This window comes from Streptomyces coeruleoprunus (assembly GCF_039542925.1).
GTDB lineage: Bacteria > Actinomycetota > Actinomycetes > Streptomycetales > Streptomycetaceae > Streptomyces > Streptomyces coeruleoprunus.
In genome coordinates this window covers 6,178,173-6,202,409 of sequence record NZ_BAABIT010000001.1, presented here as the reverse complement: position 1 = coordinate 6,202,409, position 24,237 = coordinate 6,178,173, and the positions used below count along the sequence as shown (strand labels likewise).

Sequence of the window (24,237 nt, the reverse complement as noted above, 5' to 3'; positions counted from 1 at the left end):
AGGAAGAACCATGGGCGACAAGGCGAACACCCCAGGGGCCGCCGGCAGGGCAGTAACGGCCGACCAGCCCTCATCCATCCGGAACGTGGTGCTGGTCGGCCACAGCGGATCCGGCAAGACCACCCTCGTCGAGGCCCTCGCCCTCACCGCCGGCGCCATCAACCGGGCCGGCCGCGTCGAGGACGGCACCTCGCTCTCCGACTACGACGAGATCGAGCACCGCCAGCAGCGGTCCGTACAGCTCTCCCTCGTCCCCCTCGAATGGGGCGGCTGCAAGATCAACCTGCTCGACGCCCCCGGCTACGCCGACTTCGTCGGCGAACTGCGGGCCGGCCTGCGCGCCGCCGACGCCGCGCTCTTCGTCGTCTCGGCCGCCCAGGAGGCCGACGCCGTCGCCGGCGCCACCCGCATGGTGTGGGACGAGTGCGCCGCCGTCGGCATGCCCCGCGCCATCGTCGTCACGCACCTCGACACCGCCCGTACGGACTTCGACCAGCTCACCCGTATCTGCGGCGAGATCTTCGGCGGCGACGACCCCGACGCGGTGCTCCCCCTCTACCTGCCCGTGCTCGGCGCCGAGGCGGCCGACGGACACGCCCCCGCCACGGGCCTCGTCGGGCTCCTGACCCGCCGCATCTTCGACTACTCCTCCGGCGAGCGCGTCGAGAACCCGCCGGACGACGGGCAGGCCGCCCTCATCGAGGAGGCCCGCAACCGGCTCATCGAGGGCATCATCGCCGAGAGCGAGGACGAGTCCCTCATGGACCGCTACCTCGGCGGCGAGGAGATCGACCTGAAGACCCTCATCGACGACCTGGAGAAGGCCGTCGCCCGCGGCACCTTCCACCCGGTGCTCGCCGCAGCCCCCGCCGCCCCCGGCGGCAAACAGGGCCTCGGCACGGTCGAGCTGCTGGAGCTGATCACCCGCGGCTTCCCCACGCCCCTCGAACGGCCCGCGCCCACCGTCACCACCCCCGAGGGCAAGGCCCGCCCCGCGGTCACCTGCGACCCCGACGGGCCCCTCGTCGCCGAAGTCGTCAAGACCACCTCCGACCCCTACGTCGGCCGGATCTCCCTGGTCCGCGTCTTCTCCGGCACCCTCCGCCCCGACGAGACCGTCCACGTCTCCGGGCACGGCCTGGCCGACCGCGGCCACGAGGACCACGACGTCGACGAACGCATCGGCGCCCTGTTCACGCCCTTCGGCAAACAGCAGCGCCAGCTGAACAAGTGCATCGCCGGCGACCTCGCCTGCGTCGCCAAGCTCTCCCGCGCCGAGACCGGCGACACCCTGTCCTCGAAGGACGACCCGCTCCTCATGGAGCCGTGGACCATGCCCGACCCGCTGCTGCCGCTCGCCATCCGCGCCCACAGCAAGGCCGACGAGGACAAGCTCTCGCAGGGTCTGGCCCGGCTCGCCGCCGAGGACCCCACCATGCGCCTCGAACAGAACCAGGACACCCACCAGGTGGTCCTCTGGTGCCTCGGCGAGGCCCACCGGGACGTCGCCCTCGAACGGCTCCGCAACCGCTACGGCGTCCAGGTCGACGCCGTCCCCCACAAGGTCGCCCTGCGCGAGACCTTCGGCGAGAAGGCCGCGGCGCGCGGCCGGCACGTCAAGCAGTCCGGCGGCCACGGCCAGTACGCCATCTGCGAGATCGAGGTCGAACCCCTCCCCGCAGGATCCGGCGTCGAGTTCGTCGACAAGGTCGTCGGCGGAGCCGTACCCCGCCAGTTCATCCCGTCCGTCGAGAAGGGCGTACGCGCCCAGGCCTCGAAGGGCGTCGCCGCCGGCTACCCCCTCGTCGACATCCGCGTCACCCTCACCGACGGCAAGGCCCACTCCGTGGACTCCTCCGACGCGGCGTTCCAGACCGCCGGCGCCCTCGCCCTGCGCGAAGCCGCCGCCGACTCCCGCATCAACCTCCTCGAACCCGTCGCCGAGTTGCAGGTCCTCGTCCCCGACGAGTACGTCGGCCCCGTCATGAGCGACCTCTCCGGCCGCCGCGGCCGCGTCGTCGGCACCGAACAGGCGGGCCCCGGGCAGACCCTCGTCCGCGCCGACGTCCCCGAGATCGAGATCGGCCGCTACGCCGTCGACCTCCGCTCCATCTCCCACGGCACCGGACGCTTCGACCGCTCCTACGCCCGCCACGAACCCATGCCGCCCCAGATCGCCGACAAGATCCGCGAGGAGACCGAGAAATAGCCCGGACCTGACCCCCTCCACACCGGATGCCGCCCGCCGACTCCCCTCCGACGGGCGGCATCCGGCCGTTCCCGTACACGCGCCCCGCCACCCCGATAGGCTGTAGTGCCCAGCTCAGCAGGTGTGCGCCGACGCCGAGTTGGGAAACAGACAGCGACAGCGGCACACGCGTCGATGGGGGCGGCAGTGACGATGGACAGTTTCGGCCCGGGGCACAGATCCCGCTCCAGGGCTCGGCCGGACAGACGGTGGCCACGAACGCCCTGGCCTCGGCGGCCTACCGCGACAGCCCGATCGAGGACATCCTCAAGGCCAACAACGACTGGTACGAATCGACCGTCAAGAAGGGCAAGTTCTCGCTCTTCGAACCGAACCTCGGCGAGGCGTTCGCCCGCGCCGTCGTCGTCCGCATGCTCGGCGGCGGACGCAAACCCCTCATCCAGTCCTTCGGCACCGAACCCCAGCCCGTCGTCGAGCACTGCCTGTCGGCCCTGCGCATCCGCAAGCAGCGCGACATCCGCCTCACCCTCATCACCCTGGTCTTCGGCGTCGCGTTCCTCCCGGGACTGCTGCTCTGGCTGGCCGTCTTCCAGCTCCGCCGCACCATGGCGGGAGCGGCCAACAAGAAGGCCGGAGCCGCCGGGACCGGCCTCCTCGTCGCCGTCGGCGTCCTCGCGGCGCTCGTCCTCGTCAAACTGCCGGTGGACGGGTTCCTCCCGCTCTACGTGCGGGCCATGATCGTCGCCCCCGTCATCGGCTGGTTCCTCGCCAAACGCGTCTGCGAGACCACCGCCAAGGACCTCCGCGCCCGCTGGGACGCCCTCCTCAGCGGCGGCGGCGTCGCCGCCAAGATCCCCGAGGCCGTGCCCGGCAGCCCCGGCGAGACCGCCGCCGAGGAACTGCGCCAGTCCCTGGAGAAACTCACCGCCGAACAGCGCTCCAACGTCGTCTTCTACGCCGGCCCCCGCGGCATACTCGGCATGGGCACGCGCTGGGGCGGCTGGCACCTCGCCGAGGAGCTCAAGCCCCGTGACGGCAAGGAGATCCACGCCTTCCGCACCTGGGACGTCATCCGCCCCATCCACGACCAGCTGAAGCTCCTGGAACGCGGCTCCCTCAAGACCGGCTTCCCCACCCCGTCGGTCACCCACTGGATCGTGTCCCCCGTCGGCGACGGCGCCAAGGAGGTCGCCCGCCCCGACGGCGAGAACATCGTCATGTACCAGGTGAAGCCGCACGAGATACAGCGCATCTGCAACGAGAACCAGTTCGGCAAGGGCAACCGCCACTACCTGGGCGTGCAGTTCGTCCTCTGGGACGGCCAGCTCGTCCTCACCATGCTGGTCACCGTGACGGCCCTGATGCACACCCTCCGTATCGAGGTCTCCGGACACGCGCTCGGCCCGGTCCACTCCCTCTTCCTGGGCAAGCCCGCCGCGAAGACCAAGGAGGTCGCCAAGACCGTCCGCTTCTGGGAGACCAGGGAGATCAAGCTCCCCCTGATCGAGACGAACGAGGTCGTCCGCCTCGCCGTCCGCGCCCCCCTGACCTGGTTCCCGCCGGTCCTCGACTTCCTCGGCGGCAAGATCGTCCTGCCGGAGCCCTTCGGCCTGCGGCACGTCTGGGCGGAGCAGCCCTGGAAGCACCGCTTCATGGCCGACGACGCCATACGGGCCGCCACGCCCGTGATGCGCGCGGTCCACGCCGCGATCGTCAAGGTGCTGGAGGAGCACGGCGTGGACACCAGCGCGATGGCCGGCAGCAGCTTCACCGCGGACCCGGCGCCGAAGAAGGCCGACGTGTACGACGCCTGAGGTCCGCTAGGGAGTGTCCGCAAAGTAGCGTCGTCCGCCCGAAGGGCGGGCCTGGAGGCGTCTGGTGCGTGCGATCGCAAGGCGGAGGAGGGAGTCGATGCGGAGCATCGGCGAGTGACGACAACGCCGCGAGCGGGCGTGCCAGACGCCTCCAGGCAGGCGGGACTTTGCGGACACGACCTAGGAGCCGGCCGGCCAGGCGTCGGCCAGCATCCGGCGGGTGTCGGCGAGCAGCTGCGGCAGGACCTTGGTGTGGCCGACGACCGGCATGAAGTTCGTGTCACCGCCCCACCGGGGCACGATGTGCTGGTGCAGGTGAGCGGCGATCCCGGCACCGGCGGCATCGCCCTGGTTCATGCCCAGGTTGAAGCCGTGCGCCCCTGAGGCGGCCCGCAGCGCGGTCATCCCGCGCTTGGTGAACTCGGCGAGTTCCGCGGTCTCGGCCTCGTCCAGCTCCGTGTAGTCGGCGACGTGCCGGAACGGGACGATCATCATGTGGCCGCCGTTGTACGGGTAGAGGTTGAGCACCGCGTAGACGCTCTCGCCGCGCGCGACGATCAGCCCGTCCTCGTCGGACTTCGACGGGATGGTGCAGAACGGGCAGCCGTCGTCCGCCCCCGAGCCGGTCGGCTTGTTCTCGCCCTGGATGTACGCCATCCGGTGGGGGGTCCACAGGCGCTGGAACGCGTCCGGCGTCCCCACTCCGATCTGCTGCTCCGGCTCATTCGTCATGCGGATCAGCATATGTGCTGCGAGCAGCCGGAGAAGCGGCGAGGGGCGGCCCCTTGACGGGACCGCCCCTGGATGCCGGGAGGCTTCGGATCAGACCTGGACGCGGCGCTCCACCACGTCGACCAGCTTGGCGATGGCGTCGGCCTTGGGGATGCCGTTCTCCTGCGAGCCGTCGCGGTAGCGGAAGGAGACCGTGCCCGCGCTCATGTCGTCGTCACCGACGATGATCATGAACGGGGTCTTCTGCTTCTGGTGGTTCCGGATCTTCTTCTGCATCCGGTCCGACGAGGCGTCCACCTCGACCCGCAGGCCATTCCGCTTCGCCTCGGCGGCGAACTCCTGGAGGTACGGGACATGGGCGTCGCCGACCGGGATGCCGACCGCCTGGACCGGGGCCAGCCACGGGGGCATGGCGCCCGCGTAGTGCTCCAGCAGCACGGCGAAGAACCGCTCGATGGAGCCGAACAGCGCGCGGTGGATCATGACCGGACGCTGCTTGGTGCCGTCCGCGGCCGTGTACTCCAGGTTGAAGCGCTCCGGCAGGTTGAAGTCCAGCTGGACCGTCGACATCTGCCAGGTACGGCCGATCGCGTCCTTCGCCTGGACGGAGATCTTCGGGCCGTAGAAGGCCGCGCCGCCCGGGTCGGGGGTGAGGGGCAGGCCCTGCTTCTCGGCCACCTGGCGGAGGGTCTCGGTCGCCTCCTCCCAGATCTCGTCCGACCCGACGTACTTCTCCGGGTCCTTGGTGGACAGCTCCAGGTAGAAGTCGGTCAGGCCGTAGTCGCGCAGCAGGTTCAGGACGAAGGTGAGCGTCTTGTCGAGCTCCTCCGCCATCTGCTCCTTGGTGCAGTAGATGTGCGCGTCGTCCTGGGTGAAGCCCCGGGCACGGGTCAGGCCGTGCACGACGCCCGACTTCTCGTACCGATACACCGTCCCGAATTCAAACAACCTCAAGGGCAGCTCGCGGTACGAGCGGCCCCGCGCGTCGAAGATCAGGTTGTGCATCGGGCAGTTCATGGGCTTCAGGTAGTAGTCCACGCCCTCGTCGAGCTGCATGGGGGGGTACATGCCCTCGGCGTACCAGTCCAGGTGACCGGAGGTCTCGAAGAGACGGCCCTTGGTGGCGTGCGGGGTGTAGACGAACTCGTAGCCCTCCTCCTCGTGGCGGCGCCGCGAGTAGTCCTCCATGACCCGGCGGATGATGCCGCCACGCGGGTGGAAGACGGCGAGGCCGGAGCCGATCTGCTCCGGGATGGAGAAGAGGTCCAGCTCGTTGCCGAGCTTGCGGTGGTCGCGCTTCTCGGCCTCGGCGAGGAAGTCCAGGTGCGCCTTCAGCTCGTCCTTGGACGGCCACGCGGTGCCGTAGATGCGCTGGAGCATCGGGTTCTTCTCGCTGCCGCGCCAGTACGCGGCGGCGTTCCGCATCAGCTTGAACGCCGGGATGGCCCGGGTCGACGGCAGGTGCGGGCCCCGGCAGAGGTCCTTCCAGCACAGCTCGCCGGTCTTGGCGTCCAGGTTGTCGTAGATGGTCAGCTCGCCGGCGCCCACCTCGACGTCCGCGCCGTCCTCGCTGGAGGCCGAGCCCTTGAGGCCGATGAGCTCCAGCTTGTACGGCTCGTTCGCCAGCTCCTCGCGGGCGGCCTCGTCGGTCACGACGCGGCGGGCGAACTTCTGGCCGCGCTTCTGGATCTCCTGCATCTTCTTCTCGATGGCCTTGAGATCCTCGGGCGTGAACGGCTTGTCCACGTCGAAGTCGTAGTAGAAGCCGTCCTTGACCGGCGGGCCGATGCCGAGCTTGGCCTCCGGGAACAGCTCCTGGACGGCCTGGGCCATGACGTGCGCGGTGGAGTGGCGCAGGATGTTGAGGCCGTCCTCGGAGGTGATCTCGACGCCCTCGACGGTCTCGCCGTCCTGGACCTCGTACGCGAGGTCCTTCAGCTCACCGTTCACGCGGGCCGCGACGATGCTGCGCTCGCCGGCGAAGAGGTCGGCGGCCGTAGTGCCCGTCGTCACCACGCGCTCTTCCCGCTCGGAATCGCGTTGGATGATCACACGGACGTCTGACACCGGTCTCTCCTGCCTGAAGGGGGACGTACGCGGAGGTGAGTGCGTACGCAATAGGTTCTGGCATGGTACCGAGCCGCCCCGCCCCCTCGCGAAACGGTTTGCGGCTCCGCCGGTCCCGCTCAGCAGTCCTCGTCGAGCGCCTTCATCAGCCGGTCCCGCTCCGCCTCGTCCACCTGGACCGGCTCCACCTCGGTGGCGTCGGTGAGCCGCCGGAAGCCACCCCGGCTCTCCAACCGTCCGGACAGGCGGATGGGCAGTCCGGCGAGGTGGGCGTGGCCCGCGGTGCGGTAGGCGTCCTCGTCGAGGGCGGCCCGGATGTGGGGGACGTCGACGCCGGCCAGGACGCGGAGCCGGACGGTGCCGGGCCCGTGGGGGCCGGAGCGGCGCATGCGGACGACGGTGCCGGTGACGCGTACCGGGAGGGCGGGCTCGTCCTGGCGGTAGCGGATGCCGGCGGCGCGCAGGGCGGGGAGGTCGCCGGGGGTGAACTCGACGGGTTCGGGGTGGGCGGCGCAGCCTGCGGGCGGGCCGGCGGCGGGGGCCCAGGCGAGGGTGATGGTGGCTCCTTCGGTGCCGCGGACGAGGGCGACGATCGCCTCGGTGAGTTCGCGGCTGACGCCGGCGGCGACGGCGGCGTCGAAGGCTTCGGGTCCGCCGGTGGCGCGCTGGTAGTCGATGGCGTCGCGGGTGGCGTAGAGGGCGTGGTAGAGGCGTTCCGTGAGGGCGCGGCCGGGGTCGACGGGGATGAAGGCGGTGAGGCCGGGGCCGTCGGGCGCGGTGCCGACGAGGAGGCCGGAGAGCAGGGTCTGGGCGTGCCGGCGGTGGCGTGCGCCGTGGTAGCGGGCGCGGCCGCGTACGGCGAGGGCGGCGGCGAGGAGGATCTGGCGGGCGGCGGAGCGGAGCCGTTCCTGCTGGGCCCAGGGGGCGGGGGCGCCGGTGGCGGGGCCCGGGGTGTCGTGCCACCAGCGGATCTCGTCGCTGGGGCGGGCCAGGCCGGTGAGGACGTCGCGGGCGCAGGGGGCGGGGCTGCGGGCGAGGGCGGCGAGGGCTTCGGCGAGGAGGTCGTCGCAGTCGGGGAAGGCGCGGCTCTCGGGGACGAGGAGGCTGGTGGTGCCGGCGGCGGGTCCGGGTGGGGTCCAGCGGCTGTAGTGTCCGGCGGCTCCGCCGCGGCGGCGCCAGCCGTGGCGGTCGAGGAGCGCGCCGAGCACGCGTGGGTCGACGTCGGTGGGCCGGTGCTGCATCAGGGTCTCCCTCCCGCCCCGACGCGGGTCATGATCTCGCAGAGGGCCCGGTCGTCGAAGATCCGTGTGGTGGGTATGCGGACGGTCGTGCGCCGTCTGCCGGTGACGGGGTGTCCGGCGAGGTTGGTCCAGTAGCAGCAGTGGCGCAGGTCGAGTCGGTCGTGTCCGGCGTGGAGCCATTCGTCGCGGCTGCGGGGGACGAGCATGACGACGAGGATCTTGTGGACGGCGACGGGGGTGCGGGCGAGCTTCACCAGGTGGTCGTTGTCGAGGGTGAAGGAGAAGGCGGCGCCGGGGGGTCGTGGGGGGATCTGGTAGGTCGCCTTGAGCTGGACCTTGATGGTGACCTCGTCGTCGACGGCGTGTCCGGGGGCGCTGTGGCTGAGGTGCCAGTCGATGCCGTTGTCGGGGAAGGGCTGGGAGAGGGTGCATCCGGCGGCGGCCGCGACGGCGTGGAGGTAGCCGACTTGGAGGGTCTCCATGCAGGCGGTGGTGGCGAGTGCGCCCCGCAGGGGCGGGTCGGGGTGCCTTCCGGGTTCGGGCTGGGCCGCGAGCGCCATGGCTCTTCGTGCCTTCCGGGCTGGCTGTGCGTCAGTTTCTCTGCTCGACATCTGTGTTGTGACCGGGCCGCGTACGACGCAAACGGCCCGGGTATCACCGCTTCGGCAGGGGATCAGGCCATCTGCCGGAGATGTGCGAGGAGTTCGGGGTATGACGCTCTGGTACGAGGGGCCCCTGGCCGCGTTCGATACGGAGACGACCGGAGTCGATGTCGAGGTGGACCGGATCGTGTCGGCCGCCGTGGTGGTGCAGGACGCCCCCGGTGGGCGGCTGCGGACGACGCGGTGGCTGGTGAATCCGGGTGTGCCGGTGCCGGCGGGGGCGACGGAGGTGCACGGTCTGACGGACGATCACCTCCAGCGGTTCGGGCGGTGGCCCGCGCCGGTGATGGAGGAGATAGCCCGGCTGCTGGCGGAGCAGTGTGCGGCGGGGCGTCCGCTGGTGGTGATGAACGCGCCGTTCGATCTGACGCTGCTGGACCGGGAATTGCGTCGCCATCGGGCGTCGTCGCTGGCGCGGTACCTGCAGAACGTGCCGCTGTGCGTGCTGGATCCGCGGGTGCTGGACAAGCATCTGGACCGCTATCGGAAGGGTCGCCGGACACTGACGGACCTGTGCGCGCACTACGAGGTGGTGCTGGACGGGGCGCACGACGCGGCGGCGGACGCGGCGGCGGCGATGGAGGTCGTACGGGCGGTGGGGCGCCGGTTCGCGACGCGGCTGGAGCAGCTGTCGGTGGCGGAGCTGCACACGCGGCAGGCGGTGTGGCACGCGGCACAGGCGCGGGGGTTGCAGGAGTGGTTCGCGCGGAACGGTACGGCGGAGGCGGTGGATCCGGCGTGGCCGCTGCGTCCGGACCAGCCGGCGGCGGCCGCGTGAGCGGACGAGGCCCTGCCGTGGGATGGGGCCCGGGAATGCGGAAGGCCGGTCCGCATGGGGCGGACCGGCCTTTTCCCGGTGGGCGATACTGGGTTCGAACCAGTGACCTCTTCGGTGTGAACGAAGCGCTCTCCCACTGAGCTAATCGCCCGGGAACGCACTGAACCATACAGGTCCCCGCGGGTTTTGTTCAAACCGCTTCCAGGTGTGCGGTCAGTCCCCGCCGCCCCGCGCGCATCATCAGGGCGTGGTTGGCGAGGAAGAGGGGGCGGCCGGGGACGGCGAGGTGCCGGAGCAGGGGGCGGGTGACGTGGACGTCCTGTTCGTAGAGGGCGTGGGTGCGGTGGGCGCCGTGGGGGGTGAGGGTCCAGCGGGCCCAGCCGTCCATGTCGCCGGTGAGGGAGGCCTCCAGGACGCGGGCGGCGGGGTCGCGGCGGCGTTCGGTGAGGGTGGCGGTGAGGGTGTAGGGGAGGCGGGAGCGGAAGCGGAGGATCGCGGTGTGGTCGTCGACGCGGGTGACGTCGCGGACCTGGGGCCACCAGCGGGGGTAGTGCTCCAGCCGTTCGAGCACGGCGTAGACGGTGGCGGGTGGGGCGGGGAGGTCCCAGAGGCTGCGGAAGCGGTAGTGCGTCGGGTCCATGCTGCGAGTGTGCGTCGGGCGGGTGGGTACTCACGCGGATCTGAGTAGCTGAGCGCATGTTCGGCGGTGTGGCGGGCGCCACACTGCGCCGTATGGGAAACGTTCCGTCGCCGGCCGAAGAGCTGGTGATCCTCGATCGTGAGCTGGCGCAACTCGACGCGCGCAGGGCGGTGTTGCTGACGCGCCGGGCGTGGCTGGTGCGGGTACTCCAGGAGCAGCCGGGCGCTCCGGCTCCGGCCGGTTGGCCGGTACGGGCGGCGGAGGCTTCGCCGCGGGGTGTGCGCAATGCGCTGCTGACGCTGGGCGGGGTGCTGCTGGTGATCGCGGCGCTGGCGTTCACGCTGGTCAGCTGGGGTCATATGGGTATCGGCGGGCGTGCGGCGGTGCTGACGGCGGTGACGGTGGCGGCGCTGGCCGCGCCGGTGGCGCTGCTGCGGCGCGAGCTGGCCGCCACGGCCGAGACGGTGGCGGCGCTGGGTTTCGCGCTGATGGTCATGGACGCGCTGGCCCTGCATCTGCTGGGTCCGGTGCCGATGGGTGCCGTCGCGTACTCGGCGGTGGTGTCGGCGGTGCTGTGTGCGGTGTGGGCCGGGTACGGCGTGCTGCTGCGCGGGCTGCGGATGCCGCTGCCGGTGGCGGTGGTGGCCGGGCAGCTGCCGTTGCCGCTGTGGGCGGTGGCGTCGGCTGGCGAGGGGCTGGCCGTGGGGTGGGCGCTGCTGGTGACGGCGGCCGTGGACGTGGCGGTGGCGCTGCGGGTGCGGCCGGTGCGGGTCGCGGCGTGGGCGGCCGCGGGTGTGTCGGGCGGCTGTGCGGTGCTGGTGGGTGCGGCGTGGTCGGTGACGGCCGGGGGTGTCGCTCCGGCGGCGCTGCTGGCGGCCGGTGCGGTGCTGGCGCTGGTGACGGCGTGGCGGGTGACGGGTGCGGGTGCGGTGTGCTGCGCGTCGGTGGCCGGGCTGGTGGCGGTGGCCGCCGGGGGCGGGTTGCTGCGCGGGGTGCTGCCGGTGGCGTGGGTGTTCCCGGGGTACGTGGCGTGCGGTGTGGCTCTGGCGGCGGTGCCGCTGGCGGCGCGGGTCCTGCCGGGCGGGATACGGCGCGGCCTGGCGTGGGCGTCGGCCGGGGTCCTGGGTCTCGGCCTGCTGGTGGCGGTTCCGCCGGTGCTCGTGGCCCTGGCGGGCCGGGTGCCCGAGACCGTCTGGTCCGGCGAGGCGCCCACCCGGGTGGGCGTGGTGTGGCCGGCCGTGGCGGTGCTGGCGGCGGTCGGGGCGGTCCTGGGGGTGGCGTCGGTGACGCCGGCCTCGGTGGCGCCGGCGGGGGCGGCCGGCAGGTCGGCCGGGGTCGGGTCCGGGGAGCCGGGTGAAGCAGGGGCGGCGGCCGTGGCGGCCGGGACCGGAGCGGCGGCGGGTACCGGTGCGGCCACCGGGGCCGGAGGACCGGGGGCGGTCGCGCCCGGCCGGCCCGTGCCGGCCGACGTGCTGCCGGCTGTCGCCGTGGCGGCGCGGTGCGGGGCGCTGGGGCTGGGCTGGCTGGTCGCGATGGCCGTGCCCGTGGTGGCGCGGTGGCCGTACGGGGTGCTGGTGGCGGTCCAGCTGCTGGTGACCGCGCTGGTGCTGGCCGTGGCGGTGCGGCCGGCGCGTGCCGTGGCGGGTCTGCGGGCGGCGTCCGGGGCGGTCCCGGCCGTGGCGGCGGCCGCGTTCGGCTGCGGGGTGGCGTCGGCCGCGACGGTGACCGTGCTGGGGCTGGCCACCAAGGCGGCCACGCTGGTGGTGCTGGCTGCGCTGACCGTGCTGTTCGCGGGCGCGGGCGTCGTGGCGCGGGGTGTGCTGCGGGCTCCGGCGGCGTGTCTGGCGGTCGTGGCGGCGGCCGGGTTCGTGGGTGCGGGAGGCGCGGCGGCGGGGTGGCCGTCCCACGGGGTGGCGCTCGCCCTGCTGGTGGTGCCGGCGGGTACGGCGGCGCTCGGTGCGTGGCTGCGGCGGCATCCGGTGGCGGTGCCGGTGGAGTGGACGGGCGCGGCGGCCGGTCCGGTGGCGGTCGGCCTCGCGGTGCACCGGCCGGTGGTGCTGGCGCTGGTGCTGGGCCTGGGCGGGGTGATCGCGGCGGGCACGGCGGTGCGGCCGGAGCGGCGGCCGGTGGCCGGGTACGCGGCGGCGGTGCTGTTCGTGGCCGCGGCGTGGGTGCGGCTCGCGGTGTGGGGCGTGACGGCGCCGGAGGCGTACGCGTTGCCGGTGGCGGTGCCCGCGCTGGTGGTGGGCGTGGTGCGTCGGCGGCGGGACGCGTCGGCGGGGTCGTGGACGGCGTACGGCCCGGGTCTGGCGGCGGGTCTGGTGCCGAGCCTGTTGGCGGCCTGGGGCGACGCGGGCTGGCTGCGGCCGCTGCTGCTGGGCGGGGTGGCGCTGGGCGTGACGCTGGTGGGTGCGCGGCTGCGGCTGCGGGCGCCGTTGGTGCTCGGCGGTGTGGTGCTGGCGCTGGTCGCGCTGCACGAGCTGGCGCCGTACGTGGTGCAGGTGATGGGCGTGCTGCCGCGGTGGGTGCCGCCGGCGCTGGGGGGCGTGCTGCTGCTGGCGGTGGGGGCGACGTACGAGCAGCGGCTGCGTGATGTGCGGCGGCTGCGGGACGCGGTGGGCCGGATGCGGTGAGCGCGGCGTACGGCACCGGGTTTCCGGGCCGGTACGCCGAAGGCCCTGGAGACGTGGTCTCCAGGGCCTTCGGTCCGGGTGGTGGGCGATACTGGGATCGAACCAGTGACCTCTTCGGTGTGAACGAAGCGCTCTCCCGCTGAGCTAATCGCCCGGGCGCACCGCAAACATTACCGCATGTCAGCGGGTGCGCCGACCACCGTGTGCGGTCCTCCGGGTCACTGGTTGATCTTCCACGGCATCGTGAGGCCGAACTTCCACACGTAGATGCCGATGAGGACGCCGGCTATGACGAGTCCGGTCACGGTCAGGATGATGTTGCGGCGCCGTACCTTGGGGTCGAGGGCGCGGTGGGCTGCCTCGGTGACCTTGCGCTTGGTCCAGCGCAGGACGAGCTGCGCCCAGACGAATTCGGTGGCCCACAGGGCCATGCCCGCGAAGATCACGAGCCAGCCCGGTCCGGGCAGCGGCAGCATGACCACGCCGAGGGCCACGACCGCCAGGCCGGCCAGGAAGACGCCGACCTGCCAGCTGAGGTGCAGCGGTCTGCGCGCTTTGATGAATTCGGGCGCCCGGGACCCCAGTGGTCGCTCGGTGTTCGCCGGTCCGGTCACGTCCCCCGTCGCGGACGTCCCGGCCGCCTCGTCGGCGACCTTCTTCCGCTCGTCACTCTCCGCGTTCATGGGGCCCAACCTACCCGACGCGAGCCAGGTGTACGAGGCACCGAAATGGACCTATAACCCCTGGTTACACACCGCCGTAAGAGGTACCCCAAGGGTCGCAAAACGGGCAGAGGGGTTTACAACGGCACCGTAGGTGGGATGTCGATTTCGCCGACGTGCGAATCCCCGAGCGCACACTGAGCGAAAGGCCTTGGCGCTTATGAACACCACGGTCAGCTGCGAGCTGCACCTGCGCCTCGTTGTATCGAGCGAGTCCTCACTGCCTGTACCGGCGGGCCTGCGGTATGACACGGCCGATCCGTATGCCGTGCACGCCACCTTCCACACCGGAGCCGAGGAGACCGTCGAGTGGGTCTTCGCCCGCGACCTCCTCGCCGAGGGCCTGCACCGGCCCACGGGCACCGGCGACGTCCGCGTCTGGCCGTCCCGCAGTCACGGTCAGGGCGTCGTCTGCATCGCTCTGAGCTCGCCCGAGGGCGAGGCCCTGCTGGAGGCCCCGGCGCGGGCCCTGGAGTCGTTCCTGAAGCGGACCGACGCCGCGGTGCCGCCGGGCACCGAGCACCGACACTTCGACCTCGATACGGAGCTCTCGCACATCCTGGCCGAAAGCTGAGCCAGCCGGAGAGCCGCAGGACGCCGTCCGACTCGGGGCGACGGCGTCCGCACCACCCCATACGGCCATGAAACGGCGACAATGGTGCCGTCACCACGGATGACGTGGTGACGGCACCGTCGCGTTTCGGCCCGCTTGGGGCTTGCTCCCGGGGCCTCGGGAGCAAGCCGCTAAAGTCAGCGGAATTCGGCGGGCGCCCGCCCGCAGCAGGCCAGGGAGCGTAGCGTGCTGATCCCCCACGACACCCGGATCGCCCTCGACACCGTCGTCGACCTGATGAACACCGCGCCGGAGGACGGACGCGGCGAGGCGCTCGGAGACGTGCCGGCGCTGTACGCGTTCGTGGAGAGCCACAAGGTCAGCGGCGTCGGCACGCTGGGCCCGGAGGACCTGCGGGCGGTGCGCGAGGTACGGGCGAAGTTCGCCGCGGTGTTCTCTGCGCCCGACGCGCGCGCGGCCGCCGGGCTGATCAACCGGCTGGTGGCGGGCGCCGGCACGACCCCGCAGCTCACGGACCACGACGGCTACGACTGGCACGTGCACTACTTCGCTCCGGGGGCGTCGGTGGCCGACCACCTGGCGGCCGACTGCGGCATGGCGCTCGCGTTCATCGTGGTGAACGGCGAGCAGGAGCGGCTGCGGCGCTGCGAGGCGCCCGACTGCGGGCGGGCCTTCGTGGACCTGTCCCGCAACCGCTCGCGCCGCTACTGCGACAGCCGCACGTGCGGCAATCGCCTGCACGTGGCGGCGTACCGGGCGCGCCGCAGGGAGGCGGCCGCGGACCCGGTCACAGCAGGAACAGATCGTGTACCGACGCCATCAGCAGCAGGACGCCGATCACCGTGAGGAAGATCATCAACGGTGGCTGGGAGAGCGCGAAAAGACAGCCGCGCGGTTCTTCGGTGGAGGCGGGGTTCTGCTCCCGCGAGGTATCGAGCATCTCGGGGCCGATCATGGCGCAGCCGGCAGCCGCGTCCGCACCCAACATGGCCCGCAAAAAGGGCAGTTCACCGCATACGGAAAGGGAGCGCCGCGTCCGCGCCGCGCACCGCCACCCTTCGCGCCACCCCGCGGCGTCCGTCAGATGCCGTGCTTCTTGAGGATCGCCTCGATGTCGCTGAAGTCGTCCTCCGCCGAGCCGCTCTTGGTCCGCGGCTTCCCCGACGCCCGCGGCAGCGAGGCCGCGGGACCGGACGTCCCGGGCGCCACCTCGTCGCGCCGCGCGGCCCGCGCGGCCGCCCTGCGCTCCTTGCGGGAGCCCTGCGCACCGCCCCGGCGCCGCTCGGCGGCCCGGGTGCCGGAGAACAGCAGCCACGCCGCCCCCAGGGCGCCGAAGCCCACCCACGCCACCGGGCTGAACGCCGTGTCCGCCAGCCACTGCACGGCGCCGGTCAGCACCAGCCCGAGCGGGACCAGCGCGTAGGCGGCCATCCGGGCGGCGGCGAGGAAGCGCCTGCGGTACGCCGTGATCGCCGCGATCCCGAGTCCTGCGGCGGACACCGCGGAACATATGGTCTCGGCAAGCATCCGGTCCTCCAGCCATGGTCGTCGCGTCCCCTCCATCGTGCACCGGCCGCGGCGCACGGGCCACGGTCCGCACGGCGTGGCCGGCGAATCTCCGGGAGATCTCCGGGGCGCGACTCCTCCGCAGGTCCCGGTTGGGGCCGCGGCGGCCGGGCTGGAAGACTGAGGCCATGAGCAACACCACCACCGACCGCACCGCCACGCCCGTCGTCCTCGACGTCTGGTGCGGGCTCCAGTGCGCCGACTGCCGCACCGCCCTGGACGACCTGCGCGCCCTGCGGGCCCGTTACGGGGACCGGCTGGAAGTGCGGCTGCGGCACTTCCCCTGGAGAAGCACAAGCACTCCTACGCCGCCGCGCAGGCCGCCGAGGAGGCCTTCGCGCAGGGGCAGGGCTGGCCGTACGTGGAGGCGGTGCTCGCCGGGGTCGAGGAGCTGGAGGCGCGTGGCGAGGCGTTCCTGCTGGACGCGGCGCGCGAACTGGGCCTGGACGACGAGGAGTTCGACACGGCGCTGATCGACGGCCGGCATCTGCTGATCGTCGACGCCGACCAGGCCGAGGGCAAGGCCATCGGCATCACCGGGACGCCGACGTATGTGATCGGCGGCGAGCGGCTGGACGGCGGCAAGAGCCAGGAGGGCCTGCGGGCCCGGATCGAGGAGATCGCCGACCGGCTGCTGGCCGAGGCGTAGGCGGGTCAGTACAGGCGCTTGGCGCCGTGGACGTGGGTGGCCCGGTAGCCGAGCGACTCGTAGAGGTGGCGGGCCGGGGCGTTGTCGGCGAAGACGTGCAGTCCGAGCTGCCGGGCGCCGCTCTCCCGGGCGATGCGCTCGGCGCAGAGCATCAGGGACCGGCCGTACCCCTTGCCGCGCTGCGACTCGGCGACGCCGACGTCCCACACGTACGCGACGCGCTCCCCCGGGTTCAGCTGCCGCTGCCCCACCCACAGGTGGCCGACGGTCACCCCGTCGCGCAGGGCGACGCGCAGGTGGGCGCCGCGCGTGGCGAGGCCGTCGGGCAGCAGTTCGCGGTGGCTGGCCTCGGCCTTCGCCCTGGCCTGGTCCTCCGGTATGCCGCGGGCGGTCCAGCTGCGCGCGTACTCCTCGACGGCCATCGCCTGCCACGCCTCGAACTCCGCCCCGTCCATGGGCCGGATCGTGAGGCCGTCGGGCGTCTCCGGGCCGGTGCCCCGCAGGGCCTTGAGCATCGTGCGGCTGCGTTCGGTGTAGCCGAGTGACGTCGCCAGGCGCAGGGCGGCCGCCGCGTCGGAGGGCACGGTGATCTGGATCCGGTCGCACCGCCAGCCCCGCAGCACCTCCTCGGCGGCCAGGGCGGCCACCGTGCCGCGGCCGCGCCTGCGGTCCGCCGGCTTGATGTGCAGGCCGCGGATGGTGCCCACGCCCTGCCCTGAGGCGGGCACGGTCGCGATGTCGACCGCGCCCACCGGGCGGCTGTTGACGCACACCTCGTACGCACGTGACTGGGAGCCGTCGTCGGCCTGCTGAAGCGGCCCGGACGGCCGCAGGGTGGTGGTCATCACCCGTGTTCTACCCGCCCCGGGGCGCCGGGACAGCTCGATTTCACAAGAGGGCCGCACGCTCCGCGAAGACCTCCATGGCCTTGGCCGTGACGGGACCCGGGGTGCCGGGCAGCTCGCGTGCGTCGACCCGGTGGACGGCCTGGATGTCGCGGAGGGTGGAGGTCAGGAAGATCTCCTCGGCGCTGTCCAGGACGCCCATGGGCAAATCGGTCTCCTGGGCGCCGGTCCACTCGACGGCGAGCCGGCGGGTGATGCCGGCCAGGCAGCCGGAGGTCAGCGGCGGGGTGTGGATGCGGCCGTCCAGGACGACGAAGACGTTGGAGCCGGTGCCCTCGCAGAGCCGGCCGACGGTGTTGGCGAACAGCGCCTCGGAGGCGCCCTGGCTGTGCGCCCGGGCGAGGGCGAGGACGTTCTCCGCGTACGAGGTGGTCTTGAGGCCGGTCAGGGCGCCGCGTTCGTTGCGGGTCCAGGGGACGGTGACGACGGCGGTGCTGTCCGGGCGGCGGCCGACCTCGCCGATCGCCACCACCAGGGAGGGCCCGGTGTCGCCGCGCTCGGAGCCCAGCGGAGAGAGGCCGCCGGTGTACGTGATGCGCAGGCGGCCGAGCCGCATCGGGTTGGCGTCGACGACGGCGGCGCAGGCCCGGCGGATCTCGTCGAGGTCCGGCTCCGGCAGGCCGAGGCCGCGGGCGGAGCGGGCGAGCCGGTCGAGGTGGAGGTCGAGGGCGAAGAGCCGGCCGTTCTCGGCCTTGAGCGTCTCGAAGACGCCGTCACCCACGGTCAGACCGTGATCCAGCACGGACACCGTGGCGGTGTCCTGGTCCTGCAGTCCGCCGTTGACCCACAGCTTCATCTCAGATGGTCCTTCCGGTCGCCTCGTACGTCCCTGACGCTACCGCGAGCAGCCGTGCCGCCTTCAGCTCGGTTTCCTGCCACTCCCGCTCGGGGTCGGAGCCCCAGGTGATGCCGGCGCCGGTGCCGAAGCGCAGGACGCCCGCGCCCTCGCCGCGGTCGATCCAGAAGGTGCGTATGCCCACCGCCAGCTCGCCGGTGCGGCGGTCGGCGTCGACCCAACCGATGCCGCCGCAGTACGGGCCCCGGGGGGCGGTCTCCAGCTCGTCGATGATCCTCAGGGCGCTCGACTTGGGCGCCCCGGTGACGGAGCCGGGCGGGAACGTGGCGCCCAGCAGGGCGGCCCAGCCCGCCTCCGGCACCAGCTCGCCGCGCACGGTCGAGACGAGGTGCACGAGGCCCGGGTGGGGTTCGACGACGCACAGCTCGGGGACGGTCACGGTGCCGGTGGCGCAGACGCGCCCCAGGTCGTTGCGGACCAGGTCCACGATCATGACGTTCTCGGCGTGGTCCTTCTCCAGGAGGTCGGCGGCGGTCCTGCCCGTGCCCTTGATCGGCCCGGACTCCACGATCCGGTCGTCGCGCCGCAGGTACAGCTCGGGGGACGCGGTGGCGATCTCCACGCCGTGCCCGGGGAGCCGAATCGTTCCTGCGTAGGGGGCGGGGTTGCCCCGGGCGAGGAGGGCGGTGAGGTCGTCCACGTCGGCGGCGGCCCCGGTGTCCCGCGGCAGCGGCGCGGACAGCACCCGGCAGAGGTTCGCCTGGTAGACGTCACCGGTCGCGATGTACTCCCGCACGCGGCGCACCCCCGCGATGTACGCCTCGCGGTCGAGCGACGACGTCCAGTCGCCGACGGCGGGCCCGCGCCAGCGCCCCGGGACGGGGGCCGGGACCGGTTCCGGCCGGACGTCACCGAAGCGGGCGCAGGTCAGGCGGCCTTCGAAGTCGGCGGCGACGGCCCAGAAGCCGGAGGAGTCGAGGGCCTCCGGGTCACTGGTGACGTCCCGCAGGTCGGTTGCGACGAGGCCGCCGAAGCGGGCCAGAGGAGCGAGGTCGTGCACGGATGCGAGTGTAGGGCTGGGGCCCGTACGGGGCCGGTCGGGCGGTCGTGGTCCGAGGTCAGAGGGGGCGTGGCGGGCGCCCGGCGCGGGCGCCGGGCAGCCAGTGGCGCAGCACGCTGGGCAAACGCGTTTTTGTACTGGCCCAGGAATCCGCTAGAGTTCAACACGTCGCCGGGACGCGGAAGCGAAACGGAAACGACAGGCGGACGTGGCTCAGTTGGTAGAGCATCACCTTGCCAAGGTGAGGGTCGCGAGTTCGAATCTCGTCGTCCGCTCGAAGTTGGGGGATCTTCCCGAACCCCCGCACTCCGGGTGGAGTGGCCGAGAGGCGAGGCAACGGCCTGCAAAGCCGTCTACACGGGTTCAAATCCCGTCTCCACCTCCAAGGACGATTAGCTCAGCGGGAGAGCGCTTCCCTGACACGGAAGAGGTCACTGGTTCAATCCCAGTATCGTCCACTGGATCTTCGGATCCCCCGCGCGATTAGCTCAGCGGGAGAGCGCTTCCCTGACACGGAAGAGGTCACTGGTTCAATCCCAGTATCGCGCACGCAGTGCCCATGATCTTCGGATCGTGGTCCCGAGGACGATTAGCTCAGCGGGAGAGCGCTTCCCTGACACGGAAGAGGTCACTGGTTCAATCCCAGTATCGTCCACCGCCCGGAGCCCCCGGCCGCGATCGCGGCCGGGGGCTCCGTCGTGTTGCCCAGTACATCGGGCACGAAGAAGTGGTGGCCGGCCAGCTCCCCAGCTGACCGGCCACCACTGCCGTCCGCCGCACCCCCGTCCCCACGGGGTTGGCCGGATGTCCCCGACCCGGGCCGCTCTTCCCGGGCCCGGGGCGCCGCTCAGCGCCCCAGCATCACGCCCACGGACGACGCATGTGTCACCACGGCCTCCCAGCCGCCGAAGACGACGACCAGGAGCGTGGCCAGGGGGAGCACCATGGCGGTCGCCACCAGCGGGTGGCGGCGGCCGGACGGGCGGACGCCGGAGGAGGCGTAGGAAGCCTTCCGTCCCTGCGTACGGATCATCGTCCGCGAAGCCGTGTGCGCCATGGTCCTCTCCTGTCCTGTCTGGCAGCGGCGGGCGTCTGACCTCGGGGGACGAGTGCTGCACCCGCCGCTTGACCTCAACATTAGGGACGCAGGGGCGGCCGGGCGTCATGCCCGCGTACCGAATACCGGGCCTCCCCGAGGAGGACTCTCCACCCGGTCGCGTACTCCTCTGGTTGGAGACGCGGCGCCGGTGGTGAGGGTCTTCCCGGAGGGGAGGCCGCCGGTGGCCGCGGTCCGGTTCCGGCGGGTGACTTCGATCACTTCCCGCGGCGGTGTGCGCGACGGCCGCGGTGGGGCGGGCGGATGCGGTGGCCGCGGCGCTCGGGGAGGAAAGCGGCGTTCCGTTCCGGAGCGGGCGTCAACGCCCCTTGGATCATGGGCGCTTGACGGGGCACGGCTGCCGGATCGCCTTGTCCCGTGCGGCCCTGACCCGCCCTCAGGTATGCGGTGCAGTACTGACAATCGATCCGGTGGAGAGGGCGCGGCCTATGAGCGCGCCGGGGCGTGGGTACGTAAGCTGTGGCTCGTCATAGGTACCGCGGCAGCGGGGTGGGGCCTCCCCACCGTAGGTAGGGGACGGACATGGCGATGATGCGGCTCCGGCGCGAGGACCCGCGTGTCGTCGGCTCGTTCAGGCTGCACCGGCGGCTGGGCGCGGGCGGGATGGGGGTCGTGTACCTCGGCTCCGACCGGCGCGGGCAGCGGGTGGCCCTGAAGGTGATCCGGCCGGATCTCGCCGAGGACCAGGAGTTCAGGTCGCGCTTCGCCCGCGAGGTGTCCGCCGCACGGCGGATCCGCGGCGGGTGCACGGCTCGGCTGGTGGCCGCCGATCTGGACGCCGACCGTCCGTGGTTCGCCACGCAGTACGTGCCCGGGCCCTCGCTCCACGACAAGATCGCCGAGGAGGGGCCGCTGTCCGCGGCCGACGTGGCGGCGATCGGCGCGGCCCTGTCCGAGGGCCTGGTCGCCGTGCACGAGGCCGGGGTCGTCCACCGGGACCTCAAGCCGTCCAACATCCTCCTCTCCCCCAAGGGCCCGCGGATCATCGACTTCGGCATCGCCTGGGCGACGGGGGCGTCCACGCTCACGCACGTCGGTACGGCGGTGGGGTCACCGGGCTTCCTCGCGCCCGAGCAGGTGCGGGGCGCGGCGGTCACCCCGGCGACGGACGTCTTCGCGCTGGGCGCCACGCTGGCGTACGCCGCGATGGGCGACTCGCCCTTCGGGCACGGCAGTTCCGAGGTCATGCTCTACCGCGTGGTGCACGAGGAGCCGCACCTGCAGGGCGTGCCGGACGCGCTCGCCCCGCTCGTCCGGGCCTGCCTCGCGAAGGAGCCGGAGGAGCGGCCCAGCACGCTCCAGCTGTCGATGCGGCTCAAGGAGATCGCCGCCCGTGAGGCGCAGGGGCTGTCCGACGGCCGGGCGGCGGTGCCGCGTCCCGATCGCGCGGAGCGGTCGGCGGTCCGGCCGACCGAGCGGTACACGGAGCGCTCCACGCAGGGCACGGGCCGTACGCAGCGCACGCCGGCGCCGCACGCACCGGCCGGGCGGACCGCCGGGCCGCGTACGGGGGGTTCGCGGCCCCAGCAGCGGCCGCCGTCGCGCACGGGAGGGCGCAGCGGGCCGGGCGTGGCGTCCAGGCCGGGTGTGCGGACCGGGTCCACGCGGCGTGTGCCGGCGAACCCGCGGCTGCTGCGTCAGCGGATCTTCGTGTTCGTGGTGGTCACGCTCATCGTGCTGCTCGGCATCGCGGTGGGGCAGGCCCTGCAGGGCTGAGGCCCGACCGCGGGCCGCCGGTGCGAAGGCGGGCGGTCAGGCCTGGGGGCGGCCCGCCGTGACGGCGTAGAACGCGACCGCCGCCGCCGCGCCCACGTTCAGCGAGTCGACGCCGTGCGCCATCGGGATGCGCACCCACTCGTCCGCCGCCCGCAGGGCCTTCGCCGACAGGCCCTCGCCCTCCGCGCCCAGCATCAGCGCCACGCGCTCCAGCCGGTGCGGCGCCACCTCGTCGATCGCGGTGGCCTTCTCGTCGGGGGTCAGCGCCAGCAGCCGGAACCCCGCTTCCCGTACGGTCTCCAGGCCGCGCGGCCAGGTGTCGAGACGGGCGTACGGCACGGAGAAGACCGCGCCCATGGAGACCTTCACGGACCGCCGGTAGAGCGGGTCCGCGCAGTCCGGGGACAGCAGGACCGCGTCCATGCCGAGGGCGGCGGCGCTGCGGAAGATGGCGCCGATGTTGGTGTGGTCGTTGACCGACTCCATCACCGCCACGCGGCGGGCCGTCGTGAGCAGGTCGGCGGGCTCGGGGAGCGGCTTGCGCTGCATGGAGGCCAGCGCGCCCCGGTGCACGTGGTAGCCGGTGACGCGCTCGGCGAGGTCCGGGTGCACCGCGTACACGGGCGCCGGGACCTCGTCGATGACGTCGCGCATCACGTCGACCCACTTGGCCGAGAGCAGCATCGACCGCATCGCGTAGCCGGCCTGGCGGGCGCGGCGGATGACCTTCTCGCCCTCCGCGATGAACAGGCCCTCTTCCGGTTCGCGCCGGCGGCGCAGCTCGACGTCGGTCAGGCCGGTGTAGTCGCGCAGGCGCGGGTCGTCGGGGTCGTCGACGGTGATGATTTCTGCCACGGGGTGATACTGCCTTGTCGGGGTGGGCCTCGGCGGGGGGTCGGCTGCTTCCGGTGGGCTACGGGGTCTGCGTCCCGGCTTCCGTCCGGTCCTTCGCCGTCCTGGCCGGGGACTCGTGGACCACGTCGCCGATGACGATGACGGCGGGCGGGCGGACGTCCTGCGCCTTGACCGTCTCGGCCACCGTCGCGAGCGTGGCGTCGACGCGGCGCTGCGCGGACGTGGTGCCCTCCTGGACGAGGGCGAGGGGCGTGTCCGGGTCCTTGCCGTACGCGATCAGCGCCTCCGCGATGCGGCCGATCTTGTCGACGCCCATGAGGATCACGAGCGTGCCGCGCAGCCGGGCCAGGGACTCCCAGTCGACGAGGGAGCGCGGGTCGTCGGGCGCGACGTGGCCGCTCACCACCGTGAACTCGTGCGCGACGCCCCGGTGCGTGACCGGGATGCCCGCGGCGCCCGGCACCGAGATGGAGCTGGAGATGCCCGGAACGACCGTGCAGGCGATGCCCGCCTCGGCGAGCGCCTGGGCCTCCTCCATGCCGCGCCCGAACACGAACGGGTCGCCGCCCTTGAGGCGGACCACGGACCTGCCCTTCCGGGCGTGCTCGATGAGCGCGTTGTTGATGGCCTCCTGGGCCATGAAGCGGCCGTACGGGATCTTCGCCGCGTCGATGACCTCGACGTGCGGGGGCAGCTCGTCCAGCAGGTCGCGGGGGCCAAGGCGGTCGGCGATGACCACGTCGGCCTCGGCGAGGAGGCGGCGGCCGCGGACCGTGATGAGGTCCGGGTCGCCGGGGCCGCCGCCGACGAGGGCGACGAACGGCGTACGGGAGCGGTGCTGCGGCGCCGCGAGGGAGCCGTCGCGCAGGCCCTCGACGATCGCGTCGCGCACGGCGGCGGAGCGGCGCGGGTCGTTGCCGGTGAGCACCGCGACGGTGACGCCCTCGCTGCGGCCGGTGGCCGGGGTCCACGCCGTGGCGGCGTCGGCGTCGTCGGAGCGCACGCACCAGGTGCGGGCGCGCTCGGCCTCGGCGGAGGCGCGGGCGTTGGCCTCCGTGTCGGGCGTGGCGATCAGGGCGTACCACGCGTCGGCGAGGTCGCCCTCCTCGTACCGGCGGCGCACCCAGCGGATCTCCCCCGCCTCCGCCATGGCCTCGACGGAGGGGGTGGCGGAGGGCGAGACGAGCGTGATGTCGGCGCCCGCCGCGATGAGCGCCGGGAGGCGGCGCTGGGCCACCTGTCCGCCGCCGATGACGACGACGCGGCGCCCGGAGAGGCGAAGTCCGACGGGGTAGGCGGGCTGCTCGGCGTACTCGACCATGGCGGTGTGGTCTCCTCGGGCGGGTGGTGCGATGTGCGGGGCCACTGCGACGGTGAAGCGGCTGGTGAGGCGGGGGGTGGGGCGTTGGCGACCACGATACGGGGCAGGGGCGCCGGTGTTCAGGGGCGGAGTGCGTAGCGGTCGTCACGCCCGGGCTCGCGCCTCGGGGCCGGCGGCGTC

At 72.9% G+C, this 24,237-nt stretch carries 20 protein-coding genes, 7 tRNA genes and 2 pseudogenes; 13 read left to right on the top strand and 16 right to left on the bottom strand.

The features are described from left to right. Window positions 1-10 precede the first annotated feature (10 nt). Together ABEB09_RS27840 and ABEB09_RS27835 are read left to right on the top strand one after the other, a co-directional pair. Complete coding sequence (locus tag ABEB09_RS27840) at window positions 11-2,209, top strand: elongation factor G-like protein EF-G2 (RefSeq protein ID WP_345692655.1); 2,199 nt, start codon at window positions 11-13, stop codon at window positions 2,207-2,209. Between the two features lie 248 nt (window positions 2,210-2,457). Next, the gene (locus ABEB09_RS27835; protein WP_345692654.1) at window positions 2,458-4,023 is read left to right on the top strand and encodes a hypothetical protein; all 1,566 of its coding nucleotides are present in this window, start codon (window positions 2,458-2,460) and stop codon (window positions 4,021-4,023) included. Window positions 4,024-4,203: 180 nt separating this feature from the next. Here the strand turns inward: ABEB09_RS27835 and ABEB09_RS27830 are convergent, their stop codons facing one another. The 4 genes from ABEB09_RS27830 to ABEB09_RS27815 all read right to left on the bottom strand — a co-directional run bounded on the left by ABEB09_RS27830 (window position 4,204) and on the right by ABEB09_RS27815 (window position 8,623). Further along, on the bottom strand, window positions 4,204-4,767 hold the full coding sequence (locus ABEB09_RS27830; protein ID WP_345692653.1) for an HIT family protein: 564 nt from the start codon (window positions 4,765-4,767) through the stop codon (window positions 4,204-4,206). A gap of 78 nt (window positions 4,768-4,845) precedes the next feature. Continuing rightward, the gene (gene thrS, locus ABEB09_RS27825; protein ID WP_345692652.1) at window positions 4,846-6,822 is read right to left on the bottom strand and encodes a threonine--tRNA ligase; all 1,977 of its coding nucleotides are present in this window, start codon (window positions 6,820-6,822) and stop codon (window positions 4,846-4,848) included. Between the two features lie 119 nt (window positions 6,823-6,941). After that, entirely contained in the window at window positions 6,942-8,063 is a 1,122-nt protein-coding gene (locus ABEB09_RS27820; protein ID WP_345692651.1) for a hypothetical protein, read from the bottom strand. Then, window positions 8,063-8,623 carry a DUF4365 domain-containing protein gene (locus ABEB09_RS27815; RefSeq protein WP_345692650.1) on the bottom strand — a complete coding sequence of 187 codons (561 nt, stop codon included), beginning with the start codon at window positions 8,621-8,623 and terminating at the stop codon, window positions 8,063-8,065. Before ABEB09_RS27815 ends, ABEB09_RS27820 begins: the two co-directional genes overlap by 1 nt. A gap of 151 nt (window positions 8,624-8,774) precedes the next feature. Here ABEB09_RS27815 and ABEB09_RS27810 point away from each other — a divergent pair, with 151 nt between their 5' ends. Beyond that, complete coding sequence (locus ABEB09_RS27810; RefSeq protein ID WP_345692649.1) at window positions 8,775-9,503, top strand: 3'-5' exonuclease; 729 nt, start codon at window positions 8,775-8,777, stop codon at window positions 9,501-9,503. Between the two features lie 79 nt (window positions 9,504-9,582). On the opposite strand, the gene ABEB09_RS27805 is transcribed toward ABEB09_RS27810, so the two are convergent. Beyond that, window positions 9,583-9,654 (bottom strand) — tRNA-Val (locus tag ABEB09_RS27805). Window positions 9,655-9,693: 39 nt separating this feature from the next. After that, window positions 9,694-10,143 (bottom strand): SRPBCC family protein, encoded by a 450-nt coding sequence (locus tag ABEB09_RS27800; protein WP_345692648.1) that lies wholly within the window; start codon window positions 10,141-10,143, stop codon window positions 9,694-9,696. A gap of 92 nt (window positions 10,144-10,235) precedes the next feature. Between ABEB09_RS27800 and ABEB09_RS27795 the strand changes: the two genes are divergently transcribed. Further along, complete coding sequence (locus ABEB09_RS27795) at window positions 10,236-12,776, top strand: SCO7613 C-terminal domain-containing membrane protein (protein WP_345692647.1); 2,541 nt, start codon at window positions 10,236-10,238, stop codon at window positions 12,774-12,776. A 79-nt stretch (window positions 12,777-12,855) separates the two neighbouring features. Here ABEB09_RS27795 and ABEB09_RS27790 read toward each other — a convergent pair. Next, window positions 12,856-12,930, bottom strand: a tRNA-Val gene (locus ABEB09_RS27790). Between the two features lie 64 nt (window positions 12,931-12,994). After that, the gene (locus ABEB09_RS27785) at window positions 12,995-13,459 is read right to left on the bottom strand and encodes a TIGR02611 family protein (RefSeq protein ID WP_345692646.1); all 465 of its coding nucleotides are present in this window, start codon (window positions 13,457-13,459) and stop codon (window positions 12,995-12,997) included. Between the two features lie 199 nt (window positions 13,460-13,658). Here ABEB09_RS27785 and ABEB09_RS27780 point away from each other — a divergent pair, with 199 nt between their 5' ends. Together ABEB09_RS27780 and ABEB09_RS27775 are read left to right on the top strand one after the other, a co-directional pair. Further along, complete coding sequence (locus ABEB09_RS27780) at window positions 13,659-14,072, top strand: SsgA family sporulation/cell division regulator (protein ID WP_003959770.1); 414 nt, start codon at window positions 13,659-13,661, stop codon at window positions 14,070-14,072. Window positions 14,073-14,297: 225 nt separating this feature from the next. Then, window positions 14,298-14,849: pseudogene (locus ABEB09_RS27775) on the top strand (CGNR zinc finger domain-containing protein); the annotation flags it as partial. A gap of 10 nt (window positions 14,850-14,859) precedes the next feature. Here ABEB09_RS27775 and ABEB09_RS27770 read toward each other — a convergent pair. Then, complete coding sequence (locus ABEB09_RS27770; RefSeq protein WP_345694182.1) at window positions 14,860-15,060, bottom strand: hypothetical protein; 201 nt, start codon at window positions 15,058-15,060, stop codon at window positions 14,860-14,862. A 92-nt stretch (window positions 15,061-15,152) separates the two neighbouring features. Beyond that, window positions 15,153-15,599 carry a hypothetical protein gene (locus ABEB09_RS27765; protein ID WP_345692645.1) on the bottom strand — a complete coding sequence of 149 codons (447 nt, stop codon included), beginning with the start codon at window positions 15,597-15,599 and terminating at the stop codon, window positions 15,153-15,155. A gap of 167 nt (window positions 15,600-15,766) precedes the next feature. On the opposite strand from ABEB09_RS27765, the pseudogene ABEB09_RS27760 reads away from it, so the two are divergent. Next, window positions 15,767-16,287, top strand: a pseudogene (locus ABEB09_RS27760) (DsbA family protein). A gap of 5 nt (window positions 16,288-16,292) precedes the next feature. Here the strand turns inward: ABEB09_RS27760 and ABEB09_RS27755 are convergent. Genes ABEB09_RS27755 through ABEB09_RS27745 form a run of 3 tightly spaced genes read right to left on the bottom strand, consistent with a single transcriptional unit; the run spans window position 16,293 to window position 19,048 of the window. Further along, window positions 16,293-17,132 carry a GNAT family N-acetyltransferase gene (locus ABEB09_RS27755; protein WP_345692644.1) on the bottom strand — a complete coding sequence of 280 codons (840 nt, stop codon included), beginning with the start codon at window positions 17,130-17,132 and terminating at the stop codon, window positions 16,293-16,295. 43 nt (window positions 17,133-17,175) lie between these two features. Beyond that, complete coding sequence (locus tag ABEB09_RS27750) at window positions 17,176-17,988, bottom strand: aminotransferase class IV (protein WP_345692643.1); 813 nt, start codon at window positions 17,986-17,988, stop codon at window positions 17,176-17,178. A gap of 1 nt (window position 17,989) precedes the next feature. Beyond that, on the bottom strand, window positions 17,990-19,048 hold the full coding sequence (locus ABEB09_RS27745) for a chorismate-binding protein (protein ID WP_345692642.1): 1,059 nt from the start codon (window positions 19,046-19,048) through the stop codon (window positions 17,990-17,992). A gap of 202 nt (window positions 19,049-19,250) precedes the next feature. Here ABEB09_RS27745 and ABEB09_RS27740 point away from each other — a divergent pair. The 5 genes from ABEB09_RS27740 to ABEB09_RS27720 all read left to right on the top strand — a co-directional run bounded on the left by ABEB09_RS27740 (window position 19,251) and on the right by ABEB09_RS27720 (window position 19,703). Further along, window positions 19,251-19,323, top strand: a tRNA-Gly gene (locus ABEB09_RS27740). A gap of 36 nt (window positions 19,324-19,359) precedes the next feature. Beyond that, a tRNA-Cys gene (locus tag ABEB09_RS27735) sits at window positions 19,360-19,433 on the top strand. A 1-nt stretch (window position 19,434) separates the two neighbouring features. Beyond that, window positions 19,435-19,506 (top strand) — tRNA-Val (locus ABEB09_RS27730). A 19-nt stretch (window positions 19,507-19,525) separates the two neighbouring features. Beyond that, window positions 19,526-19,597, top strand: a tRNA-Val gene (locus tag ABEB09_RS27725). Window positions 19,598-19,631: 34 nt separating this feature from the next. After that, a tRNA-Val gene (locus ABEB09_RS27720) sits at window positions 19,632-19,703 on the top strand. Between the two features lie 192 nt (window positions 19,704-19,895). Here ABEB09_RS27720 and ABEB09_RS27715 read toward each other — a convergent pair. Beyond that, window positions 19,896-20,105 (bottom strand): hypothetical protein, encoded by a 210-nt coding sequence (locus ABEB09_RS27715; RefSeq protein WP_345692641.1) that lies wholly within the window; start codon window positions 20,103-20,105, stop codon window positions 19,896-19,898. A 582-nt stretch (window positions 20,106-20,687) separates the two neighbouring features. Between ABEB09_RS27715 and ABEB09_RS27710 the strand changes: the two genes are divergently transcribed. Beyond that, complete coding sequence (locus ABEB09_RS27710; RefSeq protein WP_345692640.1) at window positions 20,688-21,881, top strand: serine/threonine-protein kinase; 1,194 nt, start codon at window positions 20,688-20,690, stop codon at window positions 21,879-21,881. 36 nt (window positions 21,882-21,917) lie between these two features. Here the strand turns inward: ABEB09_RS27710 and ABEB09_RS27705 are convergent, their stop codons facing one another. After that, window positions 21,918-22,736, bottom strand: a complete 819-nt coding sequence (locus ABEB09_RS27705) for a TrmH family RNA methyltransferase (protein ID WP_345692639.1) — start codon at window positions 22,734-22,736, stop codon at window positions 21,918-21,920. A 58-nt stretch (window positions 22,737-22,794) separates the two neighbouring features. After that, a complete protein-coding gene (cobA, locus tag ABEB09_RS27700) occupies window positions 22,795-24,057 on the bottom strand; it encodes a uroporphyrinogen-III C-methyltransferase (RefSeq protein WP_345692638.1) in 1,263 nt (420 codons plus the stop codon). Between the last annotated feature and the right edge of the window lie 180 nt (window positions 24,058-24,237).

Bases quoted from the DNA above. Each gene is read 5' to 3' on its own strand.
- ABEB09_RS27840 (WP_345692655.1), top strand. From the start codon at position 11: ATGGGCGACAAGGCGAACACCCCAGGGGCCGCCGGCAGGGCAGTAACG.
- ABEB09_RS27830 (WP_345692653.1), bottom strand. From the start codon at position 4,767: ATGCTGATCCGCATGACGAATGAGCCGGAGCAGCAGATCGGAGTGGGG.
- ABEB09_RS27820 (WP_345692651.1), bottom strand. From the start codon at position 8,063: ATGCAGCACCGGCCCACCGACGTCGACCCACGCGTGCTCGGCGCGCTC.
- ABEB09_RS27815 (WP_345692650.1), bottom strand. From the start codon at position 8,623: ATGGCGCTCGCGGCCCAGCCCGAACCCGGAAGGCACCCCGACCCGCCC.
- ABEB09_RS27810 (WP_345692649.1), top strand. From the start codon at position 8,775: ATGACGCTCTGGTACGAGGGGCCCCTGGCCGCGTTCGATACGGAGACG.
- ABEB09_RS27800 (WP_345692648.1), bottom strand. From the start codon at position 10,143: ATGGACCCGACGCACTACCGCTTCCGCAGCCTCTGGGACCTCCCCGCC.
- ABEB09_RS27795 (WP_345692647.1), top strand. From the start codon at position 10,236: ATGGGAAACGTTCCGTCGCCGGCCGAAGAGCTGGTGATCCTCGATCGT.
- ABEB09_RS27785 (WP_345692646.1), bottom strand. From the start codon at position 13,459: ATGAACGCGGAGAGTGACGAGCGGAAGAAGGTCGCCGACGAGGCGGCC.
- ABEB09_RS27780 (WP_003959770.1), top strand. From the start codon at position 13,659: ATGAACACCACGGTCAGCTGCGAGCTGCACCTGCGCCTCGTTGTATCG.
- ABEB09_RS27770 (WP_345694182.1), bottom strand. From the start codon at position 15,060: ATGTTGGGTGCGGACGCGGCTGCCGGCTGCGCCATGATCGGCCCCGAG.
- ABEB09_RS27765 (WP_345692645.1), bottom strand. From the start codon at position 15,599: ATGCTTGCCGAGACCATATGTTCCGCGGTGTCCGCCGCAGGACTCGGG.
- ABEB09_RS27755 (WP_345692644.1), bottom strand. From the start codon at position 17,132: ATGACCACCACCCTGCGGCCGTCCGGGCCGCTTCAGCAGGCCGACGAC.
- ABEB09_RS27750 (WP_345692643.1), bottom strand. From the start codon at position 17,988: ATGAAGCTGTGGGTCAACGGCGGACTGCAGGACCAGGACACCGCCACG.
- ABEB09_RS27715 (WP_345692641.1), bottom strand. From the start codon at position 20,105: ATGGCGCACACGGCTTCGCGGACGATGATCCGTACGCAGGGACGGAAG.
- ABEB09_RS27710 (WP_345692640.1), top strand. From the start codon at position 20,688: ATGGCGATGATGCGGCTCCGGCGCGAGGACCCGCGTGTCGTCGGCTCG.
- cobA (WP_345692638.1), bottom strand. From the start codon at position 24,057: ATGGTCGAGTACGCCGAGCAGCCCGCCTACCCCGTCGGACTTCGCCTC.